The following is a 26,748-nucleotide window of genomic DNA, read 5'->3' as shown; positions in this document are numbered from 1 at the left end:
CTCCTACAAAGGCCGTCTGCGCCGCGTATTGCCCTCCTTTCTGATAGTTGTTCTCATTCGCTAATTTTTCCGGTCTGCATTCGTTTTATAGGGACGACGTGCCTTTGTGCTTCCTGCCAACGATCCGGATGCTAAGAAATGAATGCTGAAGACTCCTTGAAACTTGCTCGCCGGTTTATCGGGTTGCCCCTGGAAAAGCGCCAGATGTTCCTTGCGGCCTTGCACAAGGAGGGCGTGGATTTCGCCCGTTTTCCGATTCCGGCCGGCGTCGAAGCCGAGGATCGCCAGGCGCTGTCGTACGCCCAGCAACGCATGTGGTTTCTCTGGCAGCTGGACCCGCACAGCGGCGCGTATAACCTGCCGGGCGCGGTGCGGTTGACCGGGCGTCTGAACCTGCCAGCGCTGGAACAGGCCTTCGCCAGCCTCGTGGCACGCCACGAAACCCTGCGCACAGTGTTCCAGCGCCAGGCCGACGACACCTTGCTGCAAGTGCCGGCCGCGGCGCCGCTGGTGATCGATCAGGTGGATTTCAGCGCATTGCCGGCCTCGGAGCGAGAGACGGCCATCGCCAAAGCGGCCGAGCAACAATCGGTGCAGCCGTTCGACCTGGAAACAGGCCCGTTGCTGCGCGTCACCGTGCTCAAGCTCGCCGAGCAGGAACACGTCCTCCTGCTGACCCTGCACCACATCGTGTCCGATGGCTGGTCGATGAACGTGCTGGTCGACGAATTCATCCGTTGCTACGACGCTTTTGACGCCGATACGCAACCGCAACTCGCGCCACTGCCGATCCAGTACAGCGACTATGCGTTGTGGCAGCGCCGTTGGCTGGAGGCCGGCGAGCAGGCGCGGCAACTCGACTACTGGCAAGCGCAACTGGGCGCCGAGCACCCGGTGCTGGAACTGCCCGCCGATCACCCGCGCCCGGCGATGCCGAGCTATCGCGGCACCCGTTACGAGTTCGCCGTCGACGGGCAACTGGCCGAGCAACTGCGCGCCACCGCGCAGCAGCACAACATCACCTTGTTCATGCTCTTGCTCGGTGCGTTCAACGTGCTGCTGCACCGCTACACCGGGCAGACCGACCTGCGCGTCGGTGTGCCAATCGCCAACCGCAACCGCGCAGAAATCGAAGGGCTGATCGGCTTCTTCGTCAACACCCAGGTGCTGCGCACCCAGCTCGATGGCCAGACCCGCGTCGACGAGTTGCTGCGCGCCATCAAGGAAACTGCTCTCGGCGCCCAGGCCCATCAGGACTTGCCGTTCGAGCGCCTGGTCGAAGCGCTGAAACTGGAGCGCAGCCTCAGTCACACGCCACTGTTCCAGGTGATGTACAACCACCAGCCGCAGGTTGCGGACATTTCCACCGTGACGACGGCATCCGGCCTGGCGCTGGGCGTGATCGAGTGGGAAGGGCGCACCACCCAGTTCGACCTGACCCTCGACACCTACGAGAAGGGCGGCAAACTGCACGCCGCGCTGACCTACGCCAACGACCTGTTCGACCCCGCGACCATTGCGCGTATGGCGCAGCACTGGACTCACCTGCTGCGCGGTATGGTCAGTGATTCGCAGCAACGCGTCAGTGATTTGCCGCTGCTGGAAAAAGCCGAATATCAGCGCATCGTCCATGACTGGAATCGCGCCGACGAAAGTCTCCCGCTGGACCTGTGCATTCATGAACTGATCAGCCAGCAAGCGACCGCCAGCCCGAGTGCACTTGCCGTGACCTTCGCGACGAAGCAGCTGACTTACGCGGCGCTCGACAATCAGGCCAATCGCCTGGCGCACAAGCTGATCGAACTCGGCGTAGGCCCGGAAGTCCGCGTCGGCGTGGCGATGCCGCGTTCCGAGCAACTGCTGGTGGCGTTGCTCGCGGTGCTCAAGGCCGGTGGCGCCTACGTGCCGTTGGACCCGGATTACCCCGCCGAACGCGTGGCCTACATGCTCGAAGACAGCCGCGCCCTGGTGCTGCTCACCGAGCAATCTGTCGCTGCGACATTGAGCGTATCGGTCGACACCCAAGTGTTGCTAATGGACAACCTGGCGCTGGCCGCTTACCCGAGCAGCGCCCCGATTACCCGCGTCACGCCGAACAACCTGGCTTACGTGATCTACACCTCCGGTTCCACCGGCAAGCCCAAAGGCGTGGCCATCGCCCATCGCAACGTGCTGGCGCTGATCGACTGGTCGAAATCGGTGTACAGCCGCGCCGACATCCAAGGCGTGCTGGCCTCGACCTCGGTGTGTTTCGACCTGTCGGTGTGGGAGCTGTTCGTGACCCTGGCCAACGGCGGCTCGGTAATCATCGCCCGCAATGCCCTGGAGTTGCCGCAGCTGCCGGCGCGGGATCAGGTGCGCCTGATCAACAGCGTGCCGTCGGCGATCAATGCGTTGCAACGCGACGGGCAGATCCCGCCGAGCGTGCGCATCATCAACCTCGCCGGTGAACCGCTGAAGCAAAGCCTGGTGGACGCGCTGTACGAACAGTCGAGCGTCGAGCACGTCTACGATCTGTATGGCCCGTCGGAAGACACCACCTATTCGACCTGGACCCGTCGCGAGGCCGGTGGCCGCGCCAACATCGGCCGTCCGCTCAAGCACACCGCCAGTTATTTGCTGGACGCCGATCTGCAACCCGTGCCGCAAGGCGTGTCGGCCGAGTTGTACCTGAGCGGCGCCGGCATCACGCGCGGCTACTTGGCGCGCCCCAGCCTGACCGCCGAAAAGTATGTGCCGAACCCGTTCGCCAGCAACGGCGAACGCCTGTACCGCACCGGCGACCTGACCCGTTATCAGGCCGACGGCACGCTGCAATACGTCGGGCGCATCGACCATCAGGTCAAGGTCCGTGGCTTCCGCATCGAACTCGGTGAAATCGAAACGCGGCTGTTGCAGCAGGACGCCGTGCGTGAATTGGCGGTGCTGGCGCAGGACGGCGTCAACGGTCAGCAACTGGTCGCCTACATCGTGCCGACCGCTCCGGCGTTGCTGGACGATATCGACGCGCAAGCGAGCCTGCGTGAAACCCTGAAAGCGGCACTGCGCCGGCACTTGCCGGATTACATGGTCCCGGCGTTTCTGCTGTTCCTCGAGCAGCTGCCGCTGACCCCCAACGGCAAACTCGACCGCAAGGCCTTGCCGGCCATCGACGGCACTCAACAACGCGAGCACGTCGCGCCACGCAGCGCCCTGGAAAAATCCCTCGCCGCGATCTGGCAGGACGTGTTGGCCATCGACAACGTCGGCCTGGAAGACAACTTCTTCGAATTGGGCGGCGATTCCATCGTTTCCATGCAAGTGGTCAGCCGCGCGCGTCAGGCCGGGATCGTGTTGAGCCCCAAGGACCTGTTCCAGCACCAGACCATTCGCAGCCTGGCGCAAGCGGCTCGCAGCGGTGAGCAACACCTGATCGACCAAGGTCCGGCGGTGGGCACGGTGGTGCTGGCGCCGGTGCAACAGTGGTTCTTCGAACAAGCAATTCCCGAGCGTCAGCACTGGAACCAGTCGCTGCTGCTGGTGCCGCGCGAGGCGCTAAACGTCGAAGCGCTGGATCAGGCGTTGGTGAAATTACTCACCCAGCACGACAGTTTGCGTTTGCGTTACCAACAGACTTCCAAAGGCTGGCAGCAAATCTACACAGCGCCGACCACTGAATCGGTGTTGTGGCAGCGTCAGGCGCAATCGATCGAAGGGCTCAACGCTCTGTGCGACGAAGCCCAACGCAGCCTCGATCTGCAGAACGGTCCGTTGATGCGTGCGCTGCTGGTGGCGATGGCCGACGGCACCCAACGTTTGCTGCTGGTCATTCATCACCTGGCGGTGGACGGTGTTTCCTGGCGCGTACTGCTGGAAGATCTTCAGCAGTTTTACAGCGGCAACGTCGTCGCGATAACGAAAACCAGCAGCTACCAGCGCTGGGTCGCACGCCTGCAGGATCATCTGCCGACCTTTGAAAACAGCCTAGATCACTGGCAAACCCAGCTGCGTGAAGCACCGACCGATCTGCCATGCGACCGCCCGAACGGCGCACTGGAAAACCGCTTCGAGCAGAAACTCGAACTCAAATTCGACGCCGAGCAAACCCGCAAGCTGTTGCAACAAGCCCCGGCGGCCTATCGCACCCAGGTCAACGACCTGCTGCTGACTGCCCTGGCGCGGGCGGTTTGCCGCTGGAGCGGGCAGGGCAGCACGCTGATTCAGCTGGAAGGCCATGGCCGCGAAGACCTGTTCGACGACATCGACCTGACCCGCACCGTCGGCTGGTTCACCAGCCTGTTTCCGGTCAACCTGATCCCGGCGAACGACCTCGGCGCGTCGATCAAAACCATCAAGGAGCAACTGCGCGCTGTGCCGGACAAAGGCCTGGGCTACGGCGCCCTGCGCTACCTCGGCAGCCCGGCGATCCGTGCCGAACTGGCCGCATTGGCGCAACCGCGCATCACCTTCAACTATCTGGGGCAGTTTGACCGGCAATTCGACGACGCCGCGCTGTTCATCCCGTCCACCGAAGGCAACGGTGTGGCACAGGACCCGTCGGCACCGCTAGGCAACTGGCTGACCATCGAAGGCCAGGTCTACGGCGGCGAGTTGTCCCTGAGTTGGGGCTTCAGCCGTGAGATGTTCGACACCGCGACCATCCAGCGTCTGGCTGACGAATACGCGCAAGAATTGCACGCGCTGATCGAACATTGCTGCACCGTTGAAGCACCGCAAGCGACACCGTCGGACTTCCCGTTGGCGCGGATCAATCAGGCGCAACTCGATGCATTGCCGGTCGCCGCCTCGACCCTTGAAGACCTTTACCCACTGTCGCCGATGCAGCAGGGCATGCTGTTCCACACCCTGTATGAGCCGCAGGTGGGCGCCTACATCAGCCAGTTGCGCCTGGACATTCAGGGACTCGATCCGTTGCGATTCGCTGAAGCCTGGCAAGCGGCCGTCGAGCGTCACGACATTCTGCGCAGCAGCTTCCACTGGCAGGGGCTCGACACCGTGCACCAGGCGATTGTGCGTCAGGTGGCGTTGCCGCTTGAAGTGCTTGAAGCGACCGATACCGATGCGCTGGCCGACGCCGAACGCGCCCAGGGTTTCCAACTGGGCACCGCACCGCTGTTGCGTTTGAAGCTGGTTCGTACCGGCGCCGGTGACTGGCACCTGATCTACACCAGCCACCATATTTTGATGGACGGCTGGAGCAACGCGCAGTTGCTCGCCGAGGTGATCCAGCATTACGCCAACCGGCAGTCGCTGCCGGCGCCGTCGGGGCAATATCGCGATTACCTGGGCTGGTTGCAGCAGCAATCGGCAGTGGCTAGCGAGCATTTCTGGAAAGCCGCGTTGGCGCCGCTTGAAGCACCAACGCTACTGGCCGAAGCTTTAAGGCCACCGGTTGGCGCCGAGGGCACCGAAGAGCACCGCGTCACCCTCGACACCAGCGCAACCCAGCGTCTGGCCGAGTTCGCCCGCCAACAGAAAGTCACCCTCAACACCGTGCTGCAAGCGGCCTGGAGTCTGTTGCTGCAACGCTACACCGGCCAGGATTGCGTGGTGTTCGGGGCCACCGTGGCCGGGCGTTCGGCGCCGCTGCCGGGGATCGAAGAGCAGCTTGGGCTGTTCATCAATACGCTGCCGCTGGTCTGCGCGATGCGGCCGGATCAAACCGTCAGCCAGTGGCTGGGCGAGCTGCAAGGGCTGAACCTGGCCATGCGCGAGTTTGAGCATGTGCCGCTTTACGACATTCAAGGCTGGGCGGGGCAGCAAGGTTCGGCGCTGTTCGACAGCCTGCTGGTGTTCGAAAACTTCCCGGTGGCCGAAGCACTGAAGCAAGGCGCGCCGGCCGGGTTGTCGTTTGCCAACCTGCACAACCATGAGCGCACGCACTATCCGCTGACCCTGGGCATCGAGTTGGGCGAAGGTCTGAGCCTGGACTTCAGCTACGACGCGGCGCGGTTCAGTGCGGCTCAGGTTGCTGAGTTATCGGCCAATTTGCAGCATCTGCTGACGCAATTGGTGGCGCTGCCGAACGCGGCATTGGGCGCGTTGGAATTGCTTGATGTCGACGGCAAAAAAGCAGTGCTCGTGATCAGCCAACCGGCCACGGTTGAGTTATCCACAACGCTGTTGGTACACGAACAAATCGCCGCTCAGGCTGCCGCCACTCCGCATGCGTTGGCGTTGCAGGTCGACGGTCAGACTTTGAGCTACGGCCAGTTGAACACCCAGGCCAACCGTCTGGCTCATCGGCTGATCGACAACGGTGCCGGCCCAGGCAAGCGTGTCGGCCTTGCGGTGCGTCGTGGTCCACAATTGATCGTCAGCCTGCTGGCGGTACTGAAAAGCGGTGCGGCCTATGTGCCGCTGGACCCGAACTACCCGGCTAAACGCCTGAGCTACATGATCGACGACAGCCGCCTCAACGTGCTGCTGTGCGAATCGGGTCTGCTGGACGATTTGCCGCTGCCGGTGGAACTGCGTCTGTTAAGCCTGGACGCGTCGCTCGGCTATCCCGACCACAATCCGCACAATCACGCGGTCACCGACAATCTGGCTTACGTCATCTACACCTCCGGTTCCACCGGCCAGCCCAAAGGCGTGGCCATCGCCCATGCCGCGCTGCGTGAGTTCTGCCAGAGCGCCGCCGACTATTCGCGGCTGTCGGCATCCGACCGCGTGTTGCAGTTCGCCACCTTCAGTTTCGATGGCTTCGTCGAGCAATGCTTCCCGGCGCTGTGCGTCGGTGCGGCGCTGGTCATGCGCGGCGATGAGCTGTGGGATGCCGGCCGAATGGCCGCCGAAATCGTCGCTCAAGGCGTGACCGTGGCGGACTTGCCGGCCGCCTACTGGTATTTACTGGCCCGTGAATGTGCCAGCGGTGCCGTGCGTAGCCTGGGCCATTTGCGCCAGGTTCACGTCGGCGGCGAAGCGATGTCGGTCGAAGGTCTGCGCTTGTGGCATCAGGCCGGTTTGAGTCACGTGCGTTTGCTCAACACCTACGGGCCGACTGAAGCGACGGTGGTGTCCAGCGTTCACGAGTGCCACCTGATCGATGCCAGCGACGCGTTTGGCATTCCAATCGGGCGTGCCATCGCGGGCCGCGCGTTGTATGTGCTGGACTCGGCCGGTCAACTGCTGCCAAACGGTGGCGTCGGTGAACTGTGCATCGGCGCGCCGTCGAGCCTGGCGCAAAGTTATTTCGATCGCCCGGCGCTGACCGCTGAACGCTTCCTGCCAGACCCGTTTGCCCGTGAGCCGGGTGCGCGTTTGTACCGCAGTGGTGACCTGGCGCGTTACAACGCCGAGGGCGATCTGGAATACGTTGGCCGTATCGATCATCAAGTGAAGATTCGCGGTTTCCGCATCGAGATGGGCGAGATCGAAGCCTGCCTGCAAGCGCGGGAGGAGGTGCGCGAAGCGGCTGTTATCGCTCAGGACGGGACGCAACTGGTGGCGTACATCGTGGCCAGCAGTGCAGTGGTTTCTCAGACCGACTATCTCGAAAACCTCAAAGCCGTTCTGCGCCAGTCTCTGCCGGAATACATGGTGCCGAGCCATCTGGTGCTGCTGGCCAAATTGCCGCTCAACAACAACGGCAAACTCGACCGTAAAGCGTTGCCGCGTGCTGAAGCCATCGAGGCTCAACGGGCATTCGTGGCGCCGGCCGAGGGGCTTGAAACGCAACTGGCGCTGATCTGGCAGGCAGTGCTGCAAGTCGAGCGCGTGGGTCGCGACGACAACTTTTTCGAGTTGGGCGGGCATTCGTTGCTGGTGCTTCAAGTGATTTCTCGCGTGCGTCAGCACCTGCACCTTGAACTGTCCGTGAGCAGCCTGTTTTCCGCTGCGAACCTGGCGGAATTTACCGAGCGTGCAGCGCTGGCGAATGTCAGCGGCCAACCGCTGCTGCAACGTGCGCCGGTCGATCAACCACATATCCTGTCCTACGCCCAGCAGCGTCAGTGGATTCTCTGGCAACTGGACCCGCAGAGCCCGGCCTACAACATTCCCGCCGCGCTGCGCCTCAAAGGCCCGCTGCACCGCGAAGCCCTGCGCGAAGCCTTCGACCAGTTGCAGGCCCGTCACGAAACCCTGCGCACGACCTTCGAGCAGGATGGTCAGCAAGCGCGTCCGCTTGTCCACGCCGAAATGCCCTTGCAATTGAGCGAACGGCCTGTCGATGAATCCTCGATCAATAGCGCCGTGGCCGAAGAAATCGCCCGGCCGTTCGACCTGCGTAACGGTCCGCTGTGGCGCGTGTTGCTGCTACAAGTCAGCACCGAGGAACAGGTGCTGGTGCTCACCGTGCACCACATCGCTGCCGATGGCTGGTCGATGCAGGTAATGGTCGATGAGTTCAGCGCGCTGTATCAGGCTGCCGTCGATGGCAAAGCGGCGAACCTTGTCACTCTGCCGGTGAACTATAGCGACTACGCCCGTTGGCAGCGTGACTGGCTGGAGGCCGGCGAGGGCGCGCGTCAACTGACGTGGTGGCGCGAGCAACTGGCGGGTAGCCAAACCCCGCTTGAACTGCCGAGTGAACTGACCCGCCCGGCGCGTCGAACCGAGCGCGGGGCCAGCCTGGCGCTGAACGTTGATCGCACGTTGCTGGCCGGTTTGCGCCAACGTGCGCAGGAGCAACAGGTGACGCTGTTCATGCTGTTGCTGGCGAGTTTCCAGACCTTGCTGCATCGCCAGAGCGGGCAGCCGAGCATCAACGTCGGCGTGCCGAGCGCCGGCCGTTCGCGGATTGAAACCGAAGGCCTGATCGGCTTCTTCATCAACACCCAAGTGTTGCGTGCCGAGATCGACGGGCAGCAACCGTTCAGTGCCTTGCTGCAACAGGTCAAGCAAGTGGCATTGGCGGCACAGGCCCATCAGGACTTGCCGTTCGAGCAACTGGTCGACGCGTTGCAGCCTGATCGCAGCCTGAATCACAGCCCGTTGTTCCAGGTGCTCTACAACCATCAGCAGCAGTTGGGCGGCAGCGTTGAACGCACCGTCGCGGGTATGCAGGTCGAGCGCCTGCACTGGCAGCAACACACCACCCAGTTCGACCTGGTGCTCGACACTCAGGAGCAGGGCGAAGCACTCGACGCCAGCCTGACTTACGCCACGGACCTGTACGACGCAGCGTCCATGCAGCGCCTCGCCAAACAATGGCTGAACCTGTTGCGCGCCGTGGTCGAAGACCCACAGCAGCGGGTCGCTGAATTGCCGTTGCTGCAAGCGCCGCAAAAGGCTGCGCTGATCGAGCATTGGAACCCGGCGTTCCAGGCGCAAGCGCCGTCGCCCACCTTGCACCAGCTGTTCGAAGCTCAAGCCGCACAACGGCCGAACAGCATTGCGCTGGTCTACGAAGGCGAGCAACTGACCTACGCCGCGCTCAACGCTCAGGCCAACCGACTGGCGCGCAAACTGCGCGAGCAGGGCGTCGGCCCGGAAGTGCGGGTCGGCATCGCCACCGAACGGGCGATGCCGCTGGTGATCGGGCTGCTGGCGATTCTCAAGGCCGGTGGCGCCTACGTGCCGCTGGACCCGCAGTACCCGGCCGAACGCCTGAGCTACATGATCGAAGACAGCGGCATCACGCTGCTGCTGACCCAACACCATTTGATCGACGGTTTACCGGCCCGCCACGGCGTGCAAGTGCTGAGCCTGGAGTCGTTGCAGCTGGACGCTTACAGCACCGACAACCTGACGGCGCTGGCGACCCCGGACAACCTCGCCTACGTGATCTACACCTCCGGTTCCACCGGTCGGCCGAAAGGCGCCTTGCTCAGCCATGGCAACATCGGGCGTCTGCTGAGCGCTACAGCAACCGAGTTCAACTTCGGCCCGGACGATGTCTGGACGCTGTTCCATTCCTACGCCTTCGACTTCTCGGTGTGGGAGCTGTTTGGTTCGCTGTGCACCGGCGGGCGTCTGGTGATCGTGCCGTATGACATCAGCCGCGAGCCGCAAGCGTTTCACCGTTTGCTCTGTGATGAAGGCGTGACGGTGTTGAACCAGACCCCGAGCGCGTTCCGTCAGTTGTTGCCGATTGCCTGCGCCAGCGAAAAAAACCTGGCGCTGCGTCAGGTGATCTTCGGTGGCGAAGCCCTGGAAGTCGCCAGTCTGCGTCCATGGTTCGAACGCTTCGGCGACCAGCAACCCACGTTGGTCAACATGTACGGCATCACCGAAACCACCGTGCACGTGACCTACCGCGCCATCCGCCTGGCCGACCTCGACGGCAAGGCCCAAAGCCCGATCGGCCTGCCGATCCGCGACCTGCGCTGGTACTTGCTCGACAGCCAGTTGCAACCGGTGCCGGTGGGTGTGGCGGGTGAGTTGTACATCGCTGGTGCCGGTCTGGCGCGGGGCTATCACGGGCGATTCGGCCTGACCGCCGAGCGCTTCGTGCCGAGCCCGTTCGATGCCGCGCAGCGCCTCTATCGCAGTGGCGACCTGGCGCGCCAGCGTGTCGACGGCAGCATCGACTACCTCGGACGAATCGACCAGCAAGTGAAGATCCGCGGTTTCCGTATCGAACTGGGCGAAATCGAAGCCGCATTGCTGGCCCAGCCGGGTGTGCGCCAAGCGGTGTTGAGCGTGCATTCCAGCGAGGGCGGTCCGCAGTTGTGCGCCTACGTCGTCGCCGAACAAACCCCGCACGACCCGATTGCCTGGCGCGACCACCTGCGCGCCGCGCTCAAGGTCGATCTGCCTGATTACATGGTGCCGAGCCACTGGCTGCTGCTGGATGCCTTGCCACTGACCGGCAACGGCAAGCTCGACCGCAAGGCCTTGCCGCTGCCGGATGCCGAAGACTGGCAACGACCGTTCGAAGCCCCCGAAGGCGATCTCGAACGGCAACTGGCGGCGATTTGGGCCGACGTGTTGGGCGTGGCGCAGATCGGCCGGCGCGACAACTTCTTTGAACTGGGCGGGCACTCGTTGCTCGCCGCCCAGGCCAGTGCCCGCGTGGAACTGGAACTGGGCATCGAGCTGCCGCTGCGCGCGCTGTTCGAATCCACCGACCTTCAGGCTTATGCCGCCATGGCCGGGCAACACGCCCCGGCTGACAACGATGCACGTCTTGATGCGCTTGAGTCGCTTCTCGACGAGATGGAGATCAACTGATGGAACACACCACTGCCCAGCGTATCGCCAGCCGCTTCGCCGGCCTGCCTGCCGACAAGCGCCGCGAGTTTCTGACACGCATGCAGGAGCAGGGCGTGAGCTTCGGCCAACTGCCGATTCCGCCCGCTGCCGAGCCGCAAGCGACCTTTGAACTGTCGTACGCGCAGCAGCGCCAATGGTTTCTTTGGCAGCTCGATCCGCAGAGTTCGGCGTACAGCATTCCCGCCGCCCTGCGTTTGCACGGGCCGCTGAATGTCGCGGCGTTGCAGCAGAGTTTCGATGTGCTGCTGGAGCGTCATCAGAGTTTGCGCAGCCGTTTCGTCGAGGACGACGGTCAAGTGCTGCAGACCTTGGCTGCATTCACTTCGCTGCCGATCGAGCAGGTCGACCTGCGTGCCGAACCTCAGGATCAGCGTTTCGATCTCGCCATGAAAACCGTCGAGCAGGACATCGCTCGCCCGTTCGATCTGCAGCACGGTCCGCTATTGCGGGTCAGCCTGTTGCAGCTCGATGCCGACGACCATGTGCTGTTGCTGACTTTGCACCACATCGTCACCGATGGCTGGTCAATGGGCGTGTTGGTCGAGGAGTTTTCCCGACTTTACGCCGCCCATTGCCAAGGACAGAACGCGGCGCTGGAAGCGTTGCCGATTCAGTATTCCGACTACGCCTTGTGGCAACGTCGCTGGATGGACGCGGGTGAGCTGGAGCGTCAGCTCAACTGGTGGCGTGACACGCTGGGCAGCGAACAACCGCTGCTCGAATTGCCCACCGACCGCCCGCGTCCGGCGCAACCGAGCCAGCGCGGTGCGCGGCTGGATTTCGCCCTCGATGAACACCTGGCCAGCGGCCTGATCACATTGGCCAAACAGCGCGGCGTCACGCCGTTCATGCTGTTGCTGGCGAGCTTCCAGGCTTTGCTTTACCGTTACAGCGGCCAGTCCGACCTGCGCGTTGGCGTGCCGATTGCCAACCGCAATCGCGCGGAGACCCGTGGCCTGATCGGCTTCTTCGTCAACACCCAGGTGATGCGCGCCAAGCTCGATGGATGCCTGTCGTTCAGCCAGTTGCTCGACCAGACCCGCGCCGCGTCGCTGGATGCCCAGGGTTATCAGGACCTGCCGTTCGAGCGGCTGGTGCAAGCGCTGCAAGGTGAACGCAGCCTGAGCCACAGCCCATTGTTCCAGGTGATGTTCAACCACCAGCAAGCCAAACCGGCGGCGGTCAGCGGTTTACTCGCCGGCCTGCGCGTTGAAGCGTTGAATGCCACGGCGCACACCACGCAATTTGACCTGCAACTGGACACTCAGGAGGAGGGCGACAAGCTGTTCGCCAGCCTGACGTACGCCACCGACCTGTTCGACGCCGAGCGTATCGAGCACCTCGCTCAACATTGGCGCAACTTGCTGGCCGGGGTGCTGGCGAATCCGCAATGCCCACTGGCCGAGTTGCCGCTGCTGGATGCCGACGAGCGCCTGCGTATTCTTGATGACCTCAATGACACGGCTCAGGCGTATCCGGGCGAAGTCTGCGTACAGCGGCATTTCGAAGAGCGCGTGATTGAAAACGGTGAGGCGACTGCGCTGGTGTTCCAGGGGCAGTCCATGAGTTACGCCGAGCTGAACCTGCGCGCCAACCGCCTGGCCCATCACTTGCGAGCTCAAGGTGTCGGCCCGGAAGTGCTGGTGGGGATTGCTTGCGACCGTTCGTTTGAAATGGTCGTCGGCCTGTTGGCGATTCTCAAGGCGGGTGGCGCCTATGTGCCGTTGGACCCTGAGTATCCAGTTGATCGCCTGAGCTACATGATCGAAGACAGCGGCATTTCGCTGTTGCTGACCCAGGAGCATTTGCTGGCGCAATTGCCGACCCCGGACCACGTGCGCACCGTGTGCCTGCACGCCGAGGCTGACTGGTTGAGCGATCTGCCAGGGACTGATTTGCCGAACCTTTCCGTCGCTGAAAACCTCGCCTACGTGATCTACACCTCCGGTTCTACCGGCAAACCCAAAGGTGCGGGCAACCGCCATGTGGCGCTGCACAACCGTCTGGAGTGGATGCAGCACGCCTACAACTTGCTGCCGAGCGACCGCGTGCTGCAAAAAACGCCGTTCAGTTTCGACGTGTCGGTGTGGGAGTTTTTCTGGCCGCTGATGAAGGGCGCCACGCTGGTCATCGCCGCGCCGGGCGAGCATCGCGATCCACAACGTCTTGCCGCGCTGATCGTTGAACAGGCGATCACCACGCTGCACTTTGTGCCGTCGATGCTTTCGGCGTTCATCGCTGCCGACGAGACGCTCGCTTGCACGTCGTTGCAACGGATCATTTGCAGCGGCGAAGCGCTGCCGATGGAACTGCAACGCCAGACCATGCGCAGCCTGCCGCAAGCCCATCTCTACAACCTCTATGGCCCGACCGAAGCGGCCATCGACGTCACCCACTGGACCTGCGTCGAAGAAGGCCGCGACAGCGTTCCGATCGGCCGCCCGATCGCCAACCTGCGCACCTGCATCCTCGACAGCGAACTGCAACCGTTGCCGCTGGGCGCGGTGGGTGAGCTGTACCTCGGCGGTGTCGGCCTGGCTCGCGGTTATCACCGTCGTGGCGCGCTGACCGCTGAACGTTTCGTGGTCGACCCGTTCGGCAGCGGCGAGCGCCTGTACCGCACCGGTGACCTGGCGCGCTACCGTGCCGACGGCGCCATCGACTACTGCGGGCGTATCGACCATCAAGTGAAGATTCGCGGTTTGCGCATTGAACTGGGCGAAATCGAAGCGCGCCTGCAAGAACATGCCGACGTGCAGGAAGCCGTGGTGCTGGCCCTCGATGGCCCGAGCGGCATGCAACTGGTCGCGTACATCGTGCCGCAGGACCGCGCGTTGGTCAGCGCCGATGCCGAGCAACAAGGTGTGTGGCGTGAAACCCTGAAAAGCCATTTGCTCGCCAGCCTGCCGGATTACATGGTGCCGGCACAGACCGTGCTGATCGAGCAAATGCCCCTGAGCCCCAACGGCAAACTCGACCGCAAGCGCCTGCCCGCGCCGACCGCGCAGGTCAGCCAGCGCGCTTTCGAACCTCCCCGAACCGAACATGAGCAACTGCTGGCGCAGATCTGGCAGGACGTGTTGGGCGTCGAGCAGGTTGGGCGTCAGGACAACTTCTTCGAACTGGGCGGCGACTCGATCATTTCGATTCAAGTGGTCAGCCGCGCCCGTCGTGCCGGTTTGAGCCTGCAACCGCGCGACCTGTTCCAGCAGCAGACCCTGCAAGCATTGGCCGCCGTTGTGAAAGAGCAGGCCGCGCCGCTGGCGCAACAAGGGCCGGTGGACGGGTTGCAAAAACTCACGCCGATCCAGCGCTGGTTCTTCGACGAGCCGATTGCGCAACGTGCGCACTGGAACCAGGCGGTCTTGCTGGTGCCGCGTGAAACCCTCGAATTGCCACGTCTGCAAGCCGCGTTGCAACGGGTGCTCAAGCAACACGACGCGCTGCGTTTGCGTTTCAGTCAGGTCGACGGCCAATGGTCGGCGCGGTATGTCGGAGCCGACAGCGCCGACGTTATCGACATGCTCTGGACCGCTCGTGTGGCCAGCGCTGCCTCGCTGGAATCGGTGTGCGATGAAGCGCAACGCAGCCTGAGTTTGCAAGACGGCCCGTTGCTGCGGGTGGCATTGATTGCTCAGGCCGATGGCTCGCAGCGTTTGCTGTTGGTGATCCATCACTTGGCGGTGGACGGTGTTTCCTGGCGGGTATTGCTGGAAGATTTGCAGGCTGCTTATCAGGGCCATGACCTGCCGCCGAAGACCAGCGCCTTCCAGGCCTGGGCCGACAAACTCGACGCGTATGTACGCTCCGAAGCGGCCGCCAGCGAACTGAGCTGGTGGCAGGCGCAACTGAGTCTCGCAGATGATTCGCTGCCTGCGGCCAATGCCGAGGCCAGTCAGGCCGGGCATCTGCGCCAAGGCGTGAGCATTGGTCTGGACCGCGAGCAAACCCGTCAACTGCTACAACAGGCGCCGGCGATCTACCGCACGCAAGTCAACGATTTGCTGCTGACCGCACTGGCCCGCACCCTCAGCCGCTGGACTGGCCACGACTCGGCGCTGATTCAGCTCGAAGGCCATGGCCGCGAAGAGCTGTTCGACGACATTGACCTGACCCGCACCGTCGGCTGGTTCTCCAGCCTGTTCCCGGTGCGCCTGACACCGACCGCAGACCTCGCCGGTTCGATCAAGGCGGTCAAACAGCAACTGCGCGAAATTCCCGGCAAAGGCCTGGGCTTTGGCTTGCTGCGCTACATGGGCGATGCCTCGACCCAAGCCGCGTTGGCTGCATTGCCGCAAGCGCGCGTGACCTTCAACTACCTCGGCCAGTTCGACCAGAGCTTTGCCGAGGACGCTTTGTTCACTCCAGCTGCCGAGTCCAGCGGTGCCGCGCAATCGGCGGATGCACCGTTGCCAAACTGGCTGTCGGTGGACGGTCAGGTCTATGGCGGTGACCTGAAACTCGACTGGACCTTCAGCCGCAAATGCTTTGACCTGCGCGATATCGAAGCGCCGGCCGCCGATTACCAGCGCGAGTTGCCGGCGCTGATCGCCCATTGCCTGAGCGATGGCGCAGGCGGCGTGACCCCGGCGGACCTCCCGTTGGCGCGCCTGACCCAAGCACAACTCGATGGCCTGCCCGTGCCCCCGGCGCAGATCGAGGACCTGTATCCGCTGTCGCCGATGCAGGCCGGTTTGTTGTTCCACAGCCTCTACGAATCCGAATCCGGCGCCTATGTGAACCAGCTCAGCGTCGAAGCCCGTGGGCTCGATGCCGAACGGCTGGGCCGCGCCTGGCAAGCGGTGCTCGACACCCATCCGATCCTGCGCAGCAGTTTCCACTTCCCCGATGGCTTCGAAGCGCCGGTGCAACTGGTCCATCGTCACCTGCAATTGCCGCTGACCTGCCTCGACTGGCGCAACCGCAGCGATCAGGCCGAAGCGCTGGCGCAGCTGATCGACACCGAGCGCCTGCAACTCGATTCAACCCAGGCGCCGTTGATGCGTCTGACCCTGGTGCGCCTCGACGATGAGCGACAGCAACTGATCTACACCCACCATCACCTGTTGCTCGACGGCTGGAGTAATTCGCTGCTGTTGAGCGAAGTCCTGCAGCGCTATGCCGGGCAGCACGTGCAGGCGCCGACCGGGCGTTTCGCCGATTACATTGGTTGGCTGCAACGTCAGGATGCGCAGGCGGATGAGCTGTTCTGGCGTGAGCAATTGTCGACGCTGGACAACCCGACCCTGCTGGCGCAAAGCCTGGCCCATGGCAACCTGAAAAACCTGACGACAACGGCATTTGCCGACCATCGCCAGACCTTCGATGTCGCCACCAGCCAACGCTTCAGCGAGTTTGCCCGTCAGCAAAAAGTGACGCTCAACACCTTGGTCCAAGGTGCCTGGGCCCTGTTGCTGCAACGCTACAGTGGCCAGCGCAGCGTCGCGTTCGGCGCGACCGTGGCGGGGCGTCCGGTGGACTTGCCGGGGGCTGAAAGCCAGCTCGGTTTGTTCATCAACACCTTGCCGGTGATCAGCAGCCCGGACGCAGTCGAAAGTGTCGGGCACTGGCTGAGCCGTTTGCAGGCACAGAACCTGGAATTGCGTGAGCATGAGTTCACGGCGCTGGGCGACATTCAGCGCTGGGCCGGACGTGCCGGCGAGCCGCTGTTCGACAGCCTGCTGGTTTTCGAAAACTTCCCGGTGGCCGAAGCGCTGCAACAAGGCGCGCCGGCGGGTTTGAGCTTCTCGATCCCGCAGAACCACGAACGCACCAACTTCCCGCTGACCCTGGCGGCCACTGCTGAAGCTCAATTGAGCCTGAACTGGAGCTACCAGTGCGCGCACTTTAGCGGCGAAGCCATTGCCCGCATGAGCGAGCATCTGGCTGCGCTGCTGGCGGCGATGGTCGCCGTGCCACACGCAGCATTGAGCGAACTCGACCTGCTGACCGCACCGGAACGCGTACAGCAATTGCTCGAATGGAACCCGCCGTTCACCGCGGCGGAAAACCCGCTGTGCGTGCATCAGTTGATCGAGGCCCAGGCCGTTGCCCGACCGGACGCCACGGCGCTGATCTTCAACGATCTGGAATTGAGCTTCGACGACCTCAACCGTCGCGCCAACCGCTTGGCCCATCACCTGCGCGCACTGGGCATCGGCCCGGAAGTGCGGGTTGGCTTGGCGATGCAGCGCTCGCCGGAGATGATTATTGGCCTGCTGGCGATCCTCAAGGCTGGCGGCGCCTACGTGCCGCTGGACCCGGCCTACCCGGCGGAACGCCTGCGCTACCTGATGGAAGACAGCGGGATTTCGCTGCTGCTCAGCCAATCGTGGCTGCGGGAAAAGCTGCCATTGCCGCAAGGCTTGCCGGTGCTGGAAGTCGATCGTGAACCACTGGAGTTCATGGCCGAGACCAACCCGGTCAACCTGACCTGCGGCGAAAACCTCGCGTACCTGATTTACACCTCGGGTTCCACCGGGCGCCCGAAAGGCGTCAGCGTGGCCCACGGTCCGCTGGCCATGCATTGCCTGTCGATCGGCGAGTTGTACGGCATGACCCCGGACGACCGCGAACTGCAATTTGCCTCGATCAGCTTCGACGGCGCCCACGAACGCTGGCTGACGCCGCTGGTGTTCGGTTCGGCGGTGATGCCGCGTGACGACGAGTTGTGGAGCGTGGAGCGCACCTGCGCCGAGATCGAAAAGCACGGCATCACCATCGCTTGCTTCACCCCGAGCTACCTGGTGCAGATCGCCGATTTCATGGGCGAAGCGGGGCGTGATTTGCCGATCCGTTCCTACACCCCGTGCGGGGAAGGCATGGCCAAGCATGCGTTCGATGAAGTCCAGCAGGTGCTGCAACCCAAGCGCATGATCAATGGCTACGGCCCGACCGAAACGGTGATCACGCCGCTGATCTGGCTGGCGTATCCGGAGACCGAATTCGACTCGGCGTTCATGCCGATTGGTCGTCCGGTGGGCAACCGTAGCGCCTATATTCTGGACGGCGGCTTGCAACCGCTGCCGGTCGGCGTGGCGGGCGAGTTGTACCTGGGCGGCGAAGGCGTTGCGCGCGGTTACCATCAGCGACCGGACCTGACCGCCGAACGCTTCGTGCCGGACCCGTTTGTGCCGGGCGCCCGTTTGTATCGCAGCGGCGACCTCGCACGGTTCCGTGCCGACGGCGTCGTGGAATACCTCGGGCGTATCGACCAGCAAGTGAAGATTCGCGGGTTCCGTATCGAACTCGGCGAAATTGAAGCCTGCCTGCTCGAACACGAAGGCGTGCGTGAAGCCTTTGTCATCGACCGCGAAGGCCCGGTGAGCCGGCAGTTGGTCGGCTACGTGGTGCCGCGCGATCCGCTCGCCAACGAGCACGATTTGCGTGAAGCGTTGACGTTGCACCTGCGCAGCCGTCTGCCGGCGCACATGCTGCCGGCGCACTTGATGTGCCTGGCCACGTTGCCGCTGACGCCGAACGGGAAACTCGACCGTCAAGGTCTGCCAGCGCCTGAAGCGTCGCGTCAGAGCCACGATCAAGTCGCCGCCGCGTCGCCGGCCGAAGCGCTGCTGGTGGAGATCTGGCAGGAATTGCTGGGGCTGGAGTCGGTGGGCGTCACCGAGAACTTCTTCGAGCTGGGCGGTGACTCGATCATCTCGCTGCAAGCGGTGAGTCGTGCCGGGCAGCGCGGGCTGGTGTTCAGTCCGAAGCAACTGTTCGAACAGCAAACCATTCGTGCCCTCGCCGCAGTGGCCAGCAGCCGTGAAGCGGCGTTGGTTGATGCGCCGAAAATCGAGGCGTTTGCCCTGGTGCCACACATCGACATTGCCGCCCGCGAGGGTCTGCAAGACTTGTATCCGCTGTCGCCGATGCAGCAAGGCATGCTGTTCCATTGCCTCGATTCGCCGGAGCTGAACCCCTACGTCAACCAGTTGAGCGTGGCGGTGGACGGTTTGCAGGTGCCGCGTTTCCGCGCCGCTTGGCAAACCCTGGTAGAGCGTCATGAAGTGCTGCGCGCGGCGTTCCGCTGGCGCGATGGTTTGGCGGATCCGCTGCAAGCGGTGTTCGCCGATGTCGAGTTGCCGATCGAAGAAATCGACTGGCGCGACCGCACCGACACCGAACAGGCGCTGAGCGAACTGGCGGCAGCGGAGCAGGCCAAGGGCTTCGACCTGAGTTGCCCGCCGTTAATGCGTTTTATTCTGGTGCGCCTGGGTGACGACCGTTACCAGATGATCTGGATTTACCACCACTTGCTGTTGGACGGCTGGAGTGCTTCGCGTCTGTTGGGCGACATGCTGCGCCTGTACCACCACGACAGCCTGCCGACCCTGACCGGTCGTTACGCCGATTACATCGCCTGGCTGCAACGTCAGGACGGCGCGCAGGCCGAAGGCTTCTGGCGCGAACGTCTAGCCTTGCTTGAAGAACCGACCATTCTGGCCAAGGCTTCGGGTGCGGCGGGTTCCGGTCACGGCGTGATGTACAGCAACCTTGATGCCGAGACGACGCGCAAGCTGCACACGGTCGCGACGCGTCGGCGCGTGACGCTCAACACCCTGGCGCAAGGCGCGTGGCTGCTGCTGTGGCAACGCCGCAGCGGCCACCGCAGCGTCGCGTGCGGCGCCACGGTGGCGGGGCGTCCGACCGGGTTGGCCGGTGCCCAGGACATGCTGGGTTTGTTCATCAACACGTTACCGGTGATCCAGACGCTTGATCCGCAACAGCCGTTGGGCGAGTGGTTGCGCGATTTGCAGGATTACAACCTGATGGTCCGCGACTACGAACACACACCGCTGTCGGACATTCAGCGCTGGGCCGGGCAGGGTGGCCAGGGCTTGTTCGACAGCATCATCGTGTTCGAAAACCATCCGGTGGACCGTGCCTTGAAAGGAGGCGAGGAGGGTGAGCTGCGCTTTGCCGAAGTCGGCAGCGGCGGGGGGACCAACTTCCCGATGGACTTGATGGTCAGCGCCAACGAAGAAGGGCTGGAGGTTGAATACCTGTTCCTGCGTGATCGCTTCAGTGAAGTAGAAGTGCAGCGGATTCGTGCACAGCTGGAAGGCCTGCTGCGTGCGTTGCCGGAAGATGCCACGCGCCTGCTCGGCAACATCGGCTTGCCGCAAGCGCTTGTCAGCCTGCCGCAGGTGTCCGACGACAACGCCGATTTGCTGCACGCGTTCAATCAGCATGTGCGCACGCAGCCGCAGAAAATCGCTTTGATCTGTGAAGATCGGCACGTCAGTTATGCCGAGCTTGCGGCTCAGGCCAATGGGCTGGCGCAGCAATTGATCAGTCGCGGTATCGGCGCGGAAAGTCTGGTGGCGGTGGCGCTGCCACGTTCCGAGCGCACCCTCATTGCGTTCCTCGCGGTCCTGAAAGCCGGCGCGGCGTATCTGCCGCTGGACCTCGCGTACCCGGCCGAACGACTGGCGTACATGCTCAGCGATTCGGCGGCGAGCCTGTTGCTCTGCGATAGCGATCTGTGCGAGCGATTGGCCCTGGCCAATAGCCCGCCACGCTTGTTGCTCGATCAGTTATCCGTTGATCTCAGTGTCGAGTGCCCGGTTTCCAATCCGCTGCCGGGGCACCTCGCGTACCTGATCTACACCTCCGGTTCCACTGGCCAGCCGAAAGGCGTGGCCGTGGCGCGTGGTCCGATCGCCCGGCATTGCCGCGGCATCATCGAGCTCTACGAACTGGCACCGCGCAGCCGCGAGTTGCACTTCATGTCGTTCGCTTTCGACGGCGCCCAGGAGCGTTGGCTGAGTGTGATGTTGGCGGGCGGCAGCCTGGTGATTCGCGATGACAGTTTGTGGACGCCCGAACAAACCCTGGAAGTGCTGCATCGTCATGCCGTCACCGTGGCCTGCTTCCCGCCGGCGTACCTGCAACAGATGGCCGAAGTGGCGGAGCGTCTGGGCAATCCGCCGGCGGTCGAGGTGTATTGCTTTGGCGGCGACGCGGTGCCGGAGGCCAGTTTCGAGCAGGTCAAACGGGCTCTGCGTCCGCAGCGTCTGGTCAACGGTTACGGCCCGACTGAAACCGTGGTCACGCCGCTGTTGTGGCGTGCCGAAGCCAGCGAAACCTGCGACGCGGCGTACGCGCCGATTGGTCGTGGCGTGGCCGGGCGTGGTTTGTACGTGCTGGATGCCGACCTCAATCCGTTGCCGGTCGGCGTCAGTGGCGAGCTGTACTTGGGCGGCGAATGCCTGGCCCGTGGTTATCACCAGCGTCCAGGTATGAGCGCCGAGCGCTTTATCCCCGATCCGTTCGAGGCCGGTGGCCGCATGTACCGCACCGGCGACCTGGTGCGCCAGCGCGAGTGCGGTTTGATCGACTATCTGGGGCGTCTTGACCAGCAAGTGAAGATCCGTGGTTTCCGCATCGAACTGGGCGAAATCGAAGCGCGTCTGCGCGATTGCGTCGGCGTGCAGGATGCCGCCGTGGTGGTGCACGACACGCCAACCGGCAAGCAATTGGTGGGTTATGTGGTGGCTGCCGGCGCTGTCGGGTTTGATCGTCGCTTGAAGTCTGAACTGCAAGCGCAACTGCCGGACTACATGGTGCCGGCGCGGATTATGGTGCTGGAGCGCTTCCCGCTGTCGGCCAACGGCAAGCTCGATCGCCGCGCACTGCCGCAGCCTGAATGGGCGCTCGGCGGTTATCGCGCGCCGCGCAACGCACTGGAAACGGCGCTGACGGCGATCTGGCAAGAGGTGCTCGGCGTGCCGCAAGTGGGCGTCGACGACAACTTCTTCGAACTCGGCGGCGACTCGTTGCAAGTGCTCAAAGTCATCTCGCGGGTGCGCAGCCAGCCGCAACTGGGCTTTGAATTGAAGCTGCGCGACTTGATGCAGAAACCGTGCATCGCCGAACTCAGTGGCTATCAGGCTGCCGAACCTGCGAAAGCGCCGGACCCGTTATTGGCGCTGAATGCGCGGATCCCCAACGTGCCGGCGCTGTTCTGCCTGCACGCCGGTTTCGGCACGGTGTTCGACTACGAACCGCTGGCGCGACGTCTGGAAGGCCGGCGCACGGTGTACGGTTTGCAATGCCGGATGCTGCTCGACCCGCACTGGCAGGATGAGTCGTTGCTGGCGATGGCCCAGGCCTACGCGCAACGGATTCGTGTGCAGCAGGCTGAAGGCCCGTATTACTTGCTGGGCTGGTCGTTGGGTGGTGCGTTGACGCAACTGGTCGCGCATGAACTGGAACGTCAGGGTGAGACGGTAGCTTTTGCCGGGTTGGTCGACAGCTATGTGGCGGGCACGGCGGAAGCGGGGGACTGGCGTGAGGATCTGGGGGACTTCCTGAAGTTTGTACTGGGGCTGCCAGCCGAGGAGGCTCAAGTGTTGATCGCACTAAAAGCCGCTGACTTGAACGAACGCGAAGGTGCCGCCGCCGTAATCGAGGCCGCCATGCACGGTTCCAATGGCCATGCGGCGTTGGGTGCGGGTGAACTCACGCAGATCTTCGCCACCGGCTCATCGCTCAAGCAACTGGCGCTGGCCCATCGACAACTGCCGTCGATTCAGGCCTCAGCCCATCGCTGGTGGGTGGCCGGGCGTGACGATGAGCGTCGGGTGTTCGAGGCGCAGGTGGGCAGCCATGGCATCGATCGCTTGTTGGCCGGCGGACATTACGAGTTGCTGCGCGGCGACGAATTGCTCGACGAGCTGGAAGACCTGTTGGAGCGCAGGCCAGCTATCGCATAACCCCCTGTAGGAGCTGGCTTGCCAGCGAAGAACGTTAACGATAACGCGTGTTAACCAGGATAACGCGGCGCTCTCAGGTGCTTCGCTGGCAAGCCAGCTCCTACAGGGGAGCGTCGCTCGTTTCTTGATTATTGATCTCTTTGTTTAAAGGATTCGTCCCATGGCTATTTTGCCAGAACTTGAAGCTTTCCTCGAACTCGCCGAGTTCGGCCGCCTGACCGGCAAAAGCCGTGCGATGCATGAGCAGACTCCGCAACAGGCGCGGATCGATTTTGAAGCATCGTCGGGATTTCTCGATGTGCCACTGGACAGTGTTGCCTGCGAGGATTTCACCATCGCCGCACGGGACGGCCACAGCTTGTCGGCAAGGGTGTATCGCGATGTGAATTCGGTTGCCGGGTTGCAGCCGGTGGTGCTGTATTTCCATGGCGGCGGTTACGTGGTGGGCAGTCTCGATTCCCATGATGCGTTGTGTCGGCGGCTGGCGGCCCAGGGTGGTTTTGCCTTGTTGACGGTGGATTATCGCCTGGCGCCGGAGTGGCGTTTCCCGACCCCGGTGCAGGACGCCTGCGATGCCGGTAACTGGCTGGTCCGTGAGGGTGCGGCACGTGGCCTGGACGCGACTCGGGTGGCCGTGGCCGGAGACAGCGTGGGGGCGACATTGGCTACGGTGTTGTCGATCATGGCAGTGCGAGAACCTGAGGAACTGGCGTTGAAACCCAAGGCGCAATTGCTGGTGTACCCGGTGACGGACGCCACGACCAAACGCGCCTCGCACCGGGATTTTGCCGAAGGTTATTTGCTGGAGACGCCGACGCTGGATTGGTTCTACGCCCACTACGCACGCACGCCAGAGGACCTGGCGGATTGGCGCTGCTCGCCGTTGCTGGCGCAGGATCTGTCCGGCGTGGCCCCGGCGCTGGTGTATCTGGCCGGGCATGACCCGTTGCGTGATGAAGGGCTGGCGTATGCCGAGCGCCTGCGTGCAGCCGGTACTGACGTGACGTTGCTGGAGCAACCGGGCATGACCCATGACTTTATGCGCATGGGCGGGTTGTTGAGCGAAGTGGCGGGGATTCACGCGGAAGTGGCGGGGTGGGTGCGTTCGCGGGTGTGAGTTGAGGTGGCAGAAACCGTCATTCCTGGATTGGGGGTGGCGGTTTTTTTTGTGTCGGGGAAGAGGGGTTTTGGTGGCTCGACTATTGTCTTCGCGGGCAAGCCTCGCTCCTACAGGGTTGGTGTCGATCTGTAGGAGCGAGGCTTGCCCGCCAAGGCGGCCTGCCATTCACCACAAATCCACCGCCCATAAAAAATGCCCGCATCTCACGACACGGGCATTTTCATTTCAACTTACCGCTCAGAAATCATACTTCGCCGTGAGCTGGAAGTTACGCGGCTCGCCGTAGAACGTGGTGCCGAAGTTGCCCAGGCCTGTCAGGTACTTCTTGTCGAAGACGTTGTAGGCATTGGCGGTGAAGCTCAGGTGTTCGTCGTACTGATAACGGGTCATCAGGTCTACGAGCGTGTAGCCACCTTGCTTGAGCATGGTGCTGCCGCCTTCGCCGTTGCCCACGTTCGGGCTGAAGCTCTGGCCGTAGAAAGCGCTCTGCCAGCTGATACCGCCACCGACGGTGAACTGGTCCAGCGCGCCGGGCAGGCGGTAGGTGGTGAACGTACGCACCACGTGTTCCGGTTTGCTGGTGGCCAGCGGGAAGCCGAAGATGCGTTGATGGTCATCGTCGCGAGTACGGGCGTAGGTGTAGCCGGCCGAGAGGTTCCAGTCTTGCGCCAACTCACCGGCCATTTCCAGTTCCACACCCTGGGTGGTCGCGCCAGAGATGGCTTTGTAGACGTCCTGGCCGTTGTCGACGTTGGTGGTGACGTATTGGGCGACGTTGTCCTGGTCGATGCGGAAGAAGGCCAGGCTGGCGTTCAGCTTGCCTTCGAAGTAGGCCGCTTTCAGACCGGTCTCGTAGCTGTTGCCTTCAACCGGCTCCAGGGTCTTGCCGCTGGCGTCCTTGTAGATTTGAGGCTGGTAGATGCTGGTGTAGCTGGCGTAGACCGAGTACGTATCGTCCAGGTCGTAAACCACACCGGCGTAAGGCGTGACGACGCCATGTTCCTTGTAGCTGGCGTGGGTGTCGGCAAAGCCTGAGCCCGGATAGTAGGAGTAATCCTCGTTGTACTTGTAGGTACTGACACGGCCGCCGAGAATGAACGACAGGTCGTCGGTCGGACGCAGGCGCGTGGCCAGGTAAGCGCCGTTCTGGCTTTGGGTGCGCTCGTACTTGCCGTTTTTCGGGAAGTCCTGTTTCGCCAGGTGGCCTTCCCAGTCGAAGATGTTGCCCGTGACCTGACCGAAGGCGGTGGAGTCGTAGGTCGCGCCGGTCTGACGGGAGTGGGAGGTCATGAAACCTGCCACCAGTTCATGCTCGCGTCCGCCCAGGCTGAACGGGCCGGAGACGTTGACGTCAGCCGTGTTCTGCACGCGATGGCCTTCCCAGCGCCCCCAGTAAAAGAACATGCCTTCGCCGGTGGCGCGGTCCGGGTAACCGCCGCTGGCCGAGGCCAGTTGGGTGTCGTGATCGGTGGTTTTCTGATCGAAGCTGGCTTTGAATTTCCAGCCATTGGCCAGTGCTTGTTCCAACGATGCGAAATAGGTGACGCTGTCGAAATCACGACGGCTCCAGTCGGCACCCGGGTTGAAACTGCGCGTGAAGTCGGTACGGCCGCCGTCGGCGAAGTACGGCGAGTTACCGGTCCAGGAACTGCCGCGCGGGGTGGCGCTGGACTTGTCGACGCCGACGGTCAACAGGGTATCGTCGGTCAGGTCAGCTTCGAGGACGCCGTAGTACAGGTCTTTCTTCTGGCTGTAGTGGTCGATGTATGAATCTTTGTCCTGCAAGGCGCCGACGAAGCGGCCGCGTACGCTGCCGGTATCGTTCAGCGAGCCGGAGATGTCGCCTTCGGTGCGGTAGTTGTCCCACGAACCGGCGGTGGCGCTGACCGACGCCTTGAAGTCTTTGGTCGGTTTCTTGCGGATCAGGTTGACCGTGGCGGACGGGTCACCGGCGCCGGTCATCAGGCCGGTAGCGCCTTTGATGACTTCGATGTGGTCGAGGCTGGCCGCGTCATCGCTGTTGTTCGGGTTTTCACCGTACACGCCGTCGTAGGGAATGTTGACGCCATCGTACTGAAAGTTGGTGATGGCGAAGCCACGGGCGGAAAACTCGGTACGGTCGCTGTCGTACTTCTGCGTCGTGACACCGGGGGTGTTGCGCAACGCGTCGGCGACGCTGGTGACGCCGCGATCGTCCATCTGCTGACGAGTGACCACAGTCACCGATTGCGGGGTTTCACGAAGGGTCAGCGGCAGCTTGGTCGCAGTGGTGGTGGCGCCGGTGGTGTAGGCGCCGGTGTCTTCGGTGGTCAGGCCCAGGGCCTGGCCGGAAATAGTGGTCGCGCCCAGTTGCAGGCTCGAGCCGCCGCCGGACACCAGCGTCACGCTATTGCCGTTGATCTGGAATGAAATGCCGGTGCCTTGCAGCAGGGCCTTGAGGGCGTCGGACGGTTCCAGAGAACCGGACACCGCGCGGGACTTGATCCCGGCCACCTGGTCCGGGCTGTACAGGATTTGCAGGTTGGTCTGCATGCCCAGTTCGGTCAACGCGTTGGAAAGCGGCTGAACAGGGATATTCACTTTTACAGGTGCCGCATTGGCCATCGAGCTCCCCAGCAAGGTGGCGGTCAGCAGTACGCTGGTGAACAGGGTACGGTGCAAAGTCGGGCGCTGTACGGCCAACGAGAGAGGTGTGCGGCGTGTTTGAGGTCGCATTACTTACCTGAGCTCCTGAAAAAGTGTTGGGCA

Annotated in this window: 4 protein-coding genes; 3 read left to right on the top strand and 1 reads right to left on the bottom strand. The window is 63.1% G+C overall.

The window, feature by feature from the left end; genetic code table 11:
* Positions 1–138: 138 nt before the first annotated feature.
* The 3 genes from AEQ67_RS28045 (at position 139) to AEQ67_RS28035 (ending at position 23,997) form a co-directional block, all read left to right on the top strand.
* Positions 139–11,118 carry a non-ribosomal peptide synthetase gene (locus AEQ67_RS28045; protein ID WP_059407007.1) on the top strand — a complete coding sequence of 3,660 codons (10,980 nt, stop codon included), beginning with the start codon at positions 139–141 and terminating at the stop codon, positions 11,116–11,118.
* Positions 11,118–22,880: a non-ribosomal peptide synthetase gene (locus tag AEQ67_RS28040; protein ID WP_059407006.1), complete on the top strand. Its 11,763-nt coding sequence runs from the start codon at positions 11,118–11,120 to the stop codon at positions 22,878–22,880. The genes AEQ67_RS28045 and AEQ67_RS28040 overlap by 1 nt, the downstream gene beginning before the upstream one ends.
* A 160-nt stretch (positions 22,881–23,040) precedes the next feature.
* A complete protein-coding gene (locus AEQ67_RS28035) occupies positions 23,041–23,997 on the top strand; it encodes an alpha/beta hydrolase (RefSeq protein ID WP_059407005.1) in 957 nt (318 codons plus the stop codon).
* A 240-nt stretch (positions 23,998–24,237) separates the two neighbouring features.
* On the opposite strand, the gene AEQ67_RS28030 is transcribed toward AEQ67_RS28035, so the two are convergent.
* Positions 24,238–26,715: a TonB-dependent siderophore receptor gene (locus AEQ67_RS28030; RefSeq protein ID WP_059407004.1), complete on the bottom strand. Its 2,478-nt coding sequence runs from the start codon at positions 26,713–26,715 to the stop codon at positions 24,238–24,240.
* Positions 26,716–26,748: the final 33 nt, after the last annotated feature.

This window comes from Pseudomonas sp. RIT-PI-q, assembly GCF_001297125.1.
GTDB lineage: Bacteria > Pseudomonadota > Gammaproteobacteria > Pseudomonadales > Pseudomonadaceae > Aquipseudomonas.
This window is presented reverse-complemented; position numbering and strand designations above follow the sequence as displayed.

Excerpts from the sequence above, each read along its gene's own strand:
- AEQ67_RS28045 (WP_059407007.1), top strand. The coding sequence starts at position 139 with ATGAATGCTGAAGACTCCTTGAAACTTGCTCGCCGGTTTATCGGGTTG.
- AEQ67_RS28040 (WP_059407006.1), top strand. The coding sequence starts at position 11,118 with ATGGAACACACCACTGCCCAGCGTATCGCCAGCCGCTTCGCCGGCCTG.
- AEQ67_RS28035 (WP_059407005.1), top strand. The coding sequence starts at position 23,041 with ATGGCTATTTTGCCAGAACTTGAAGCTTTCCTCGAACTCGCCGAGTTC.
- AEQ67_RS28030 (WP_059407004.1), bottom strand. The coding sequence starts at position 26,715 with ATGCGACCTCAAACACGCCGCACACCTCTCTCGTTGGCCGTACAGCGC.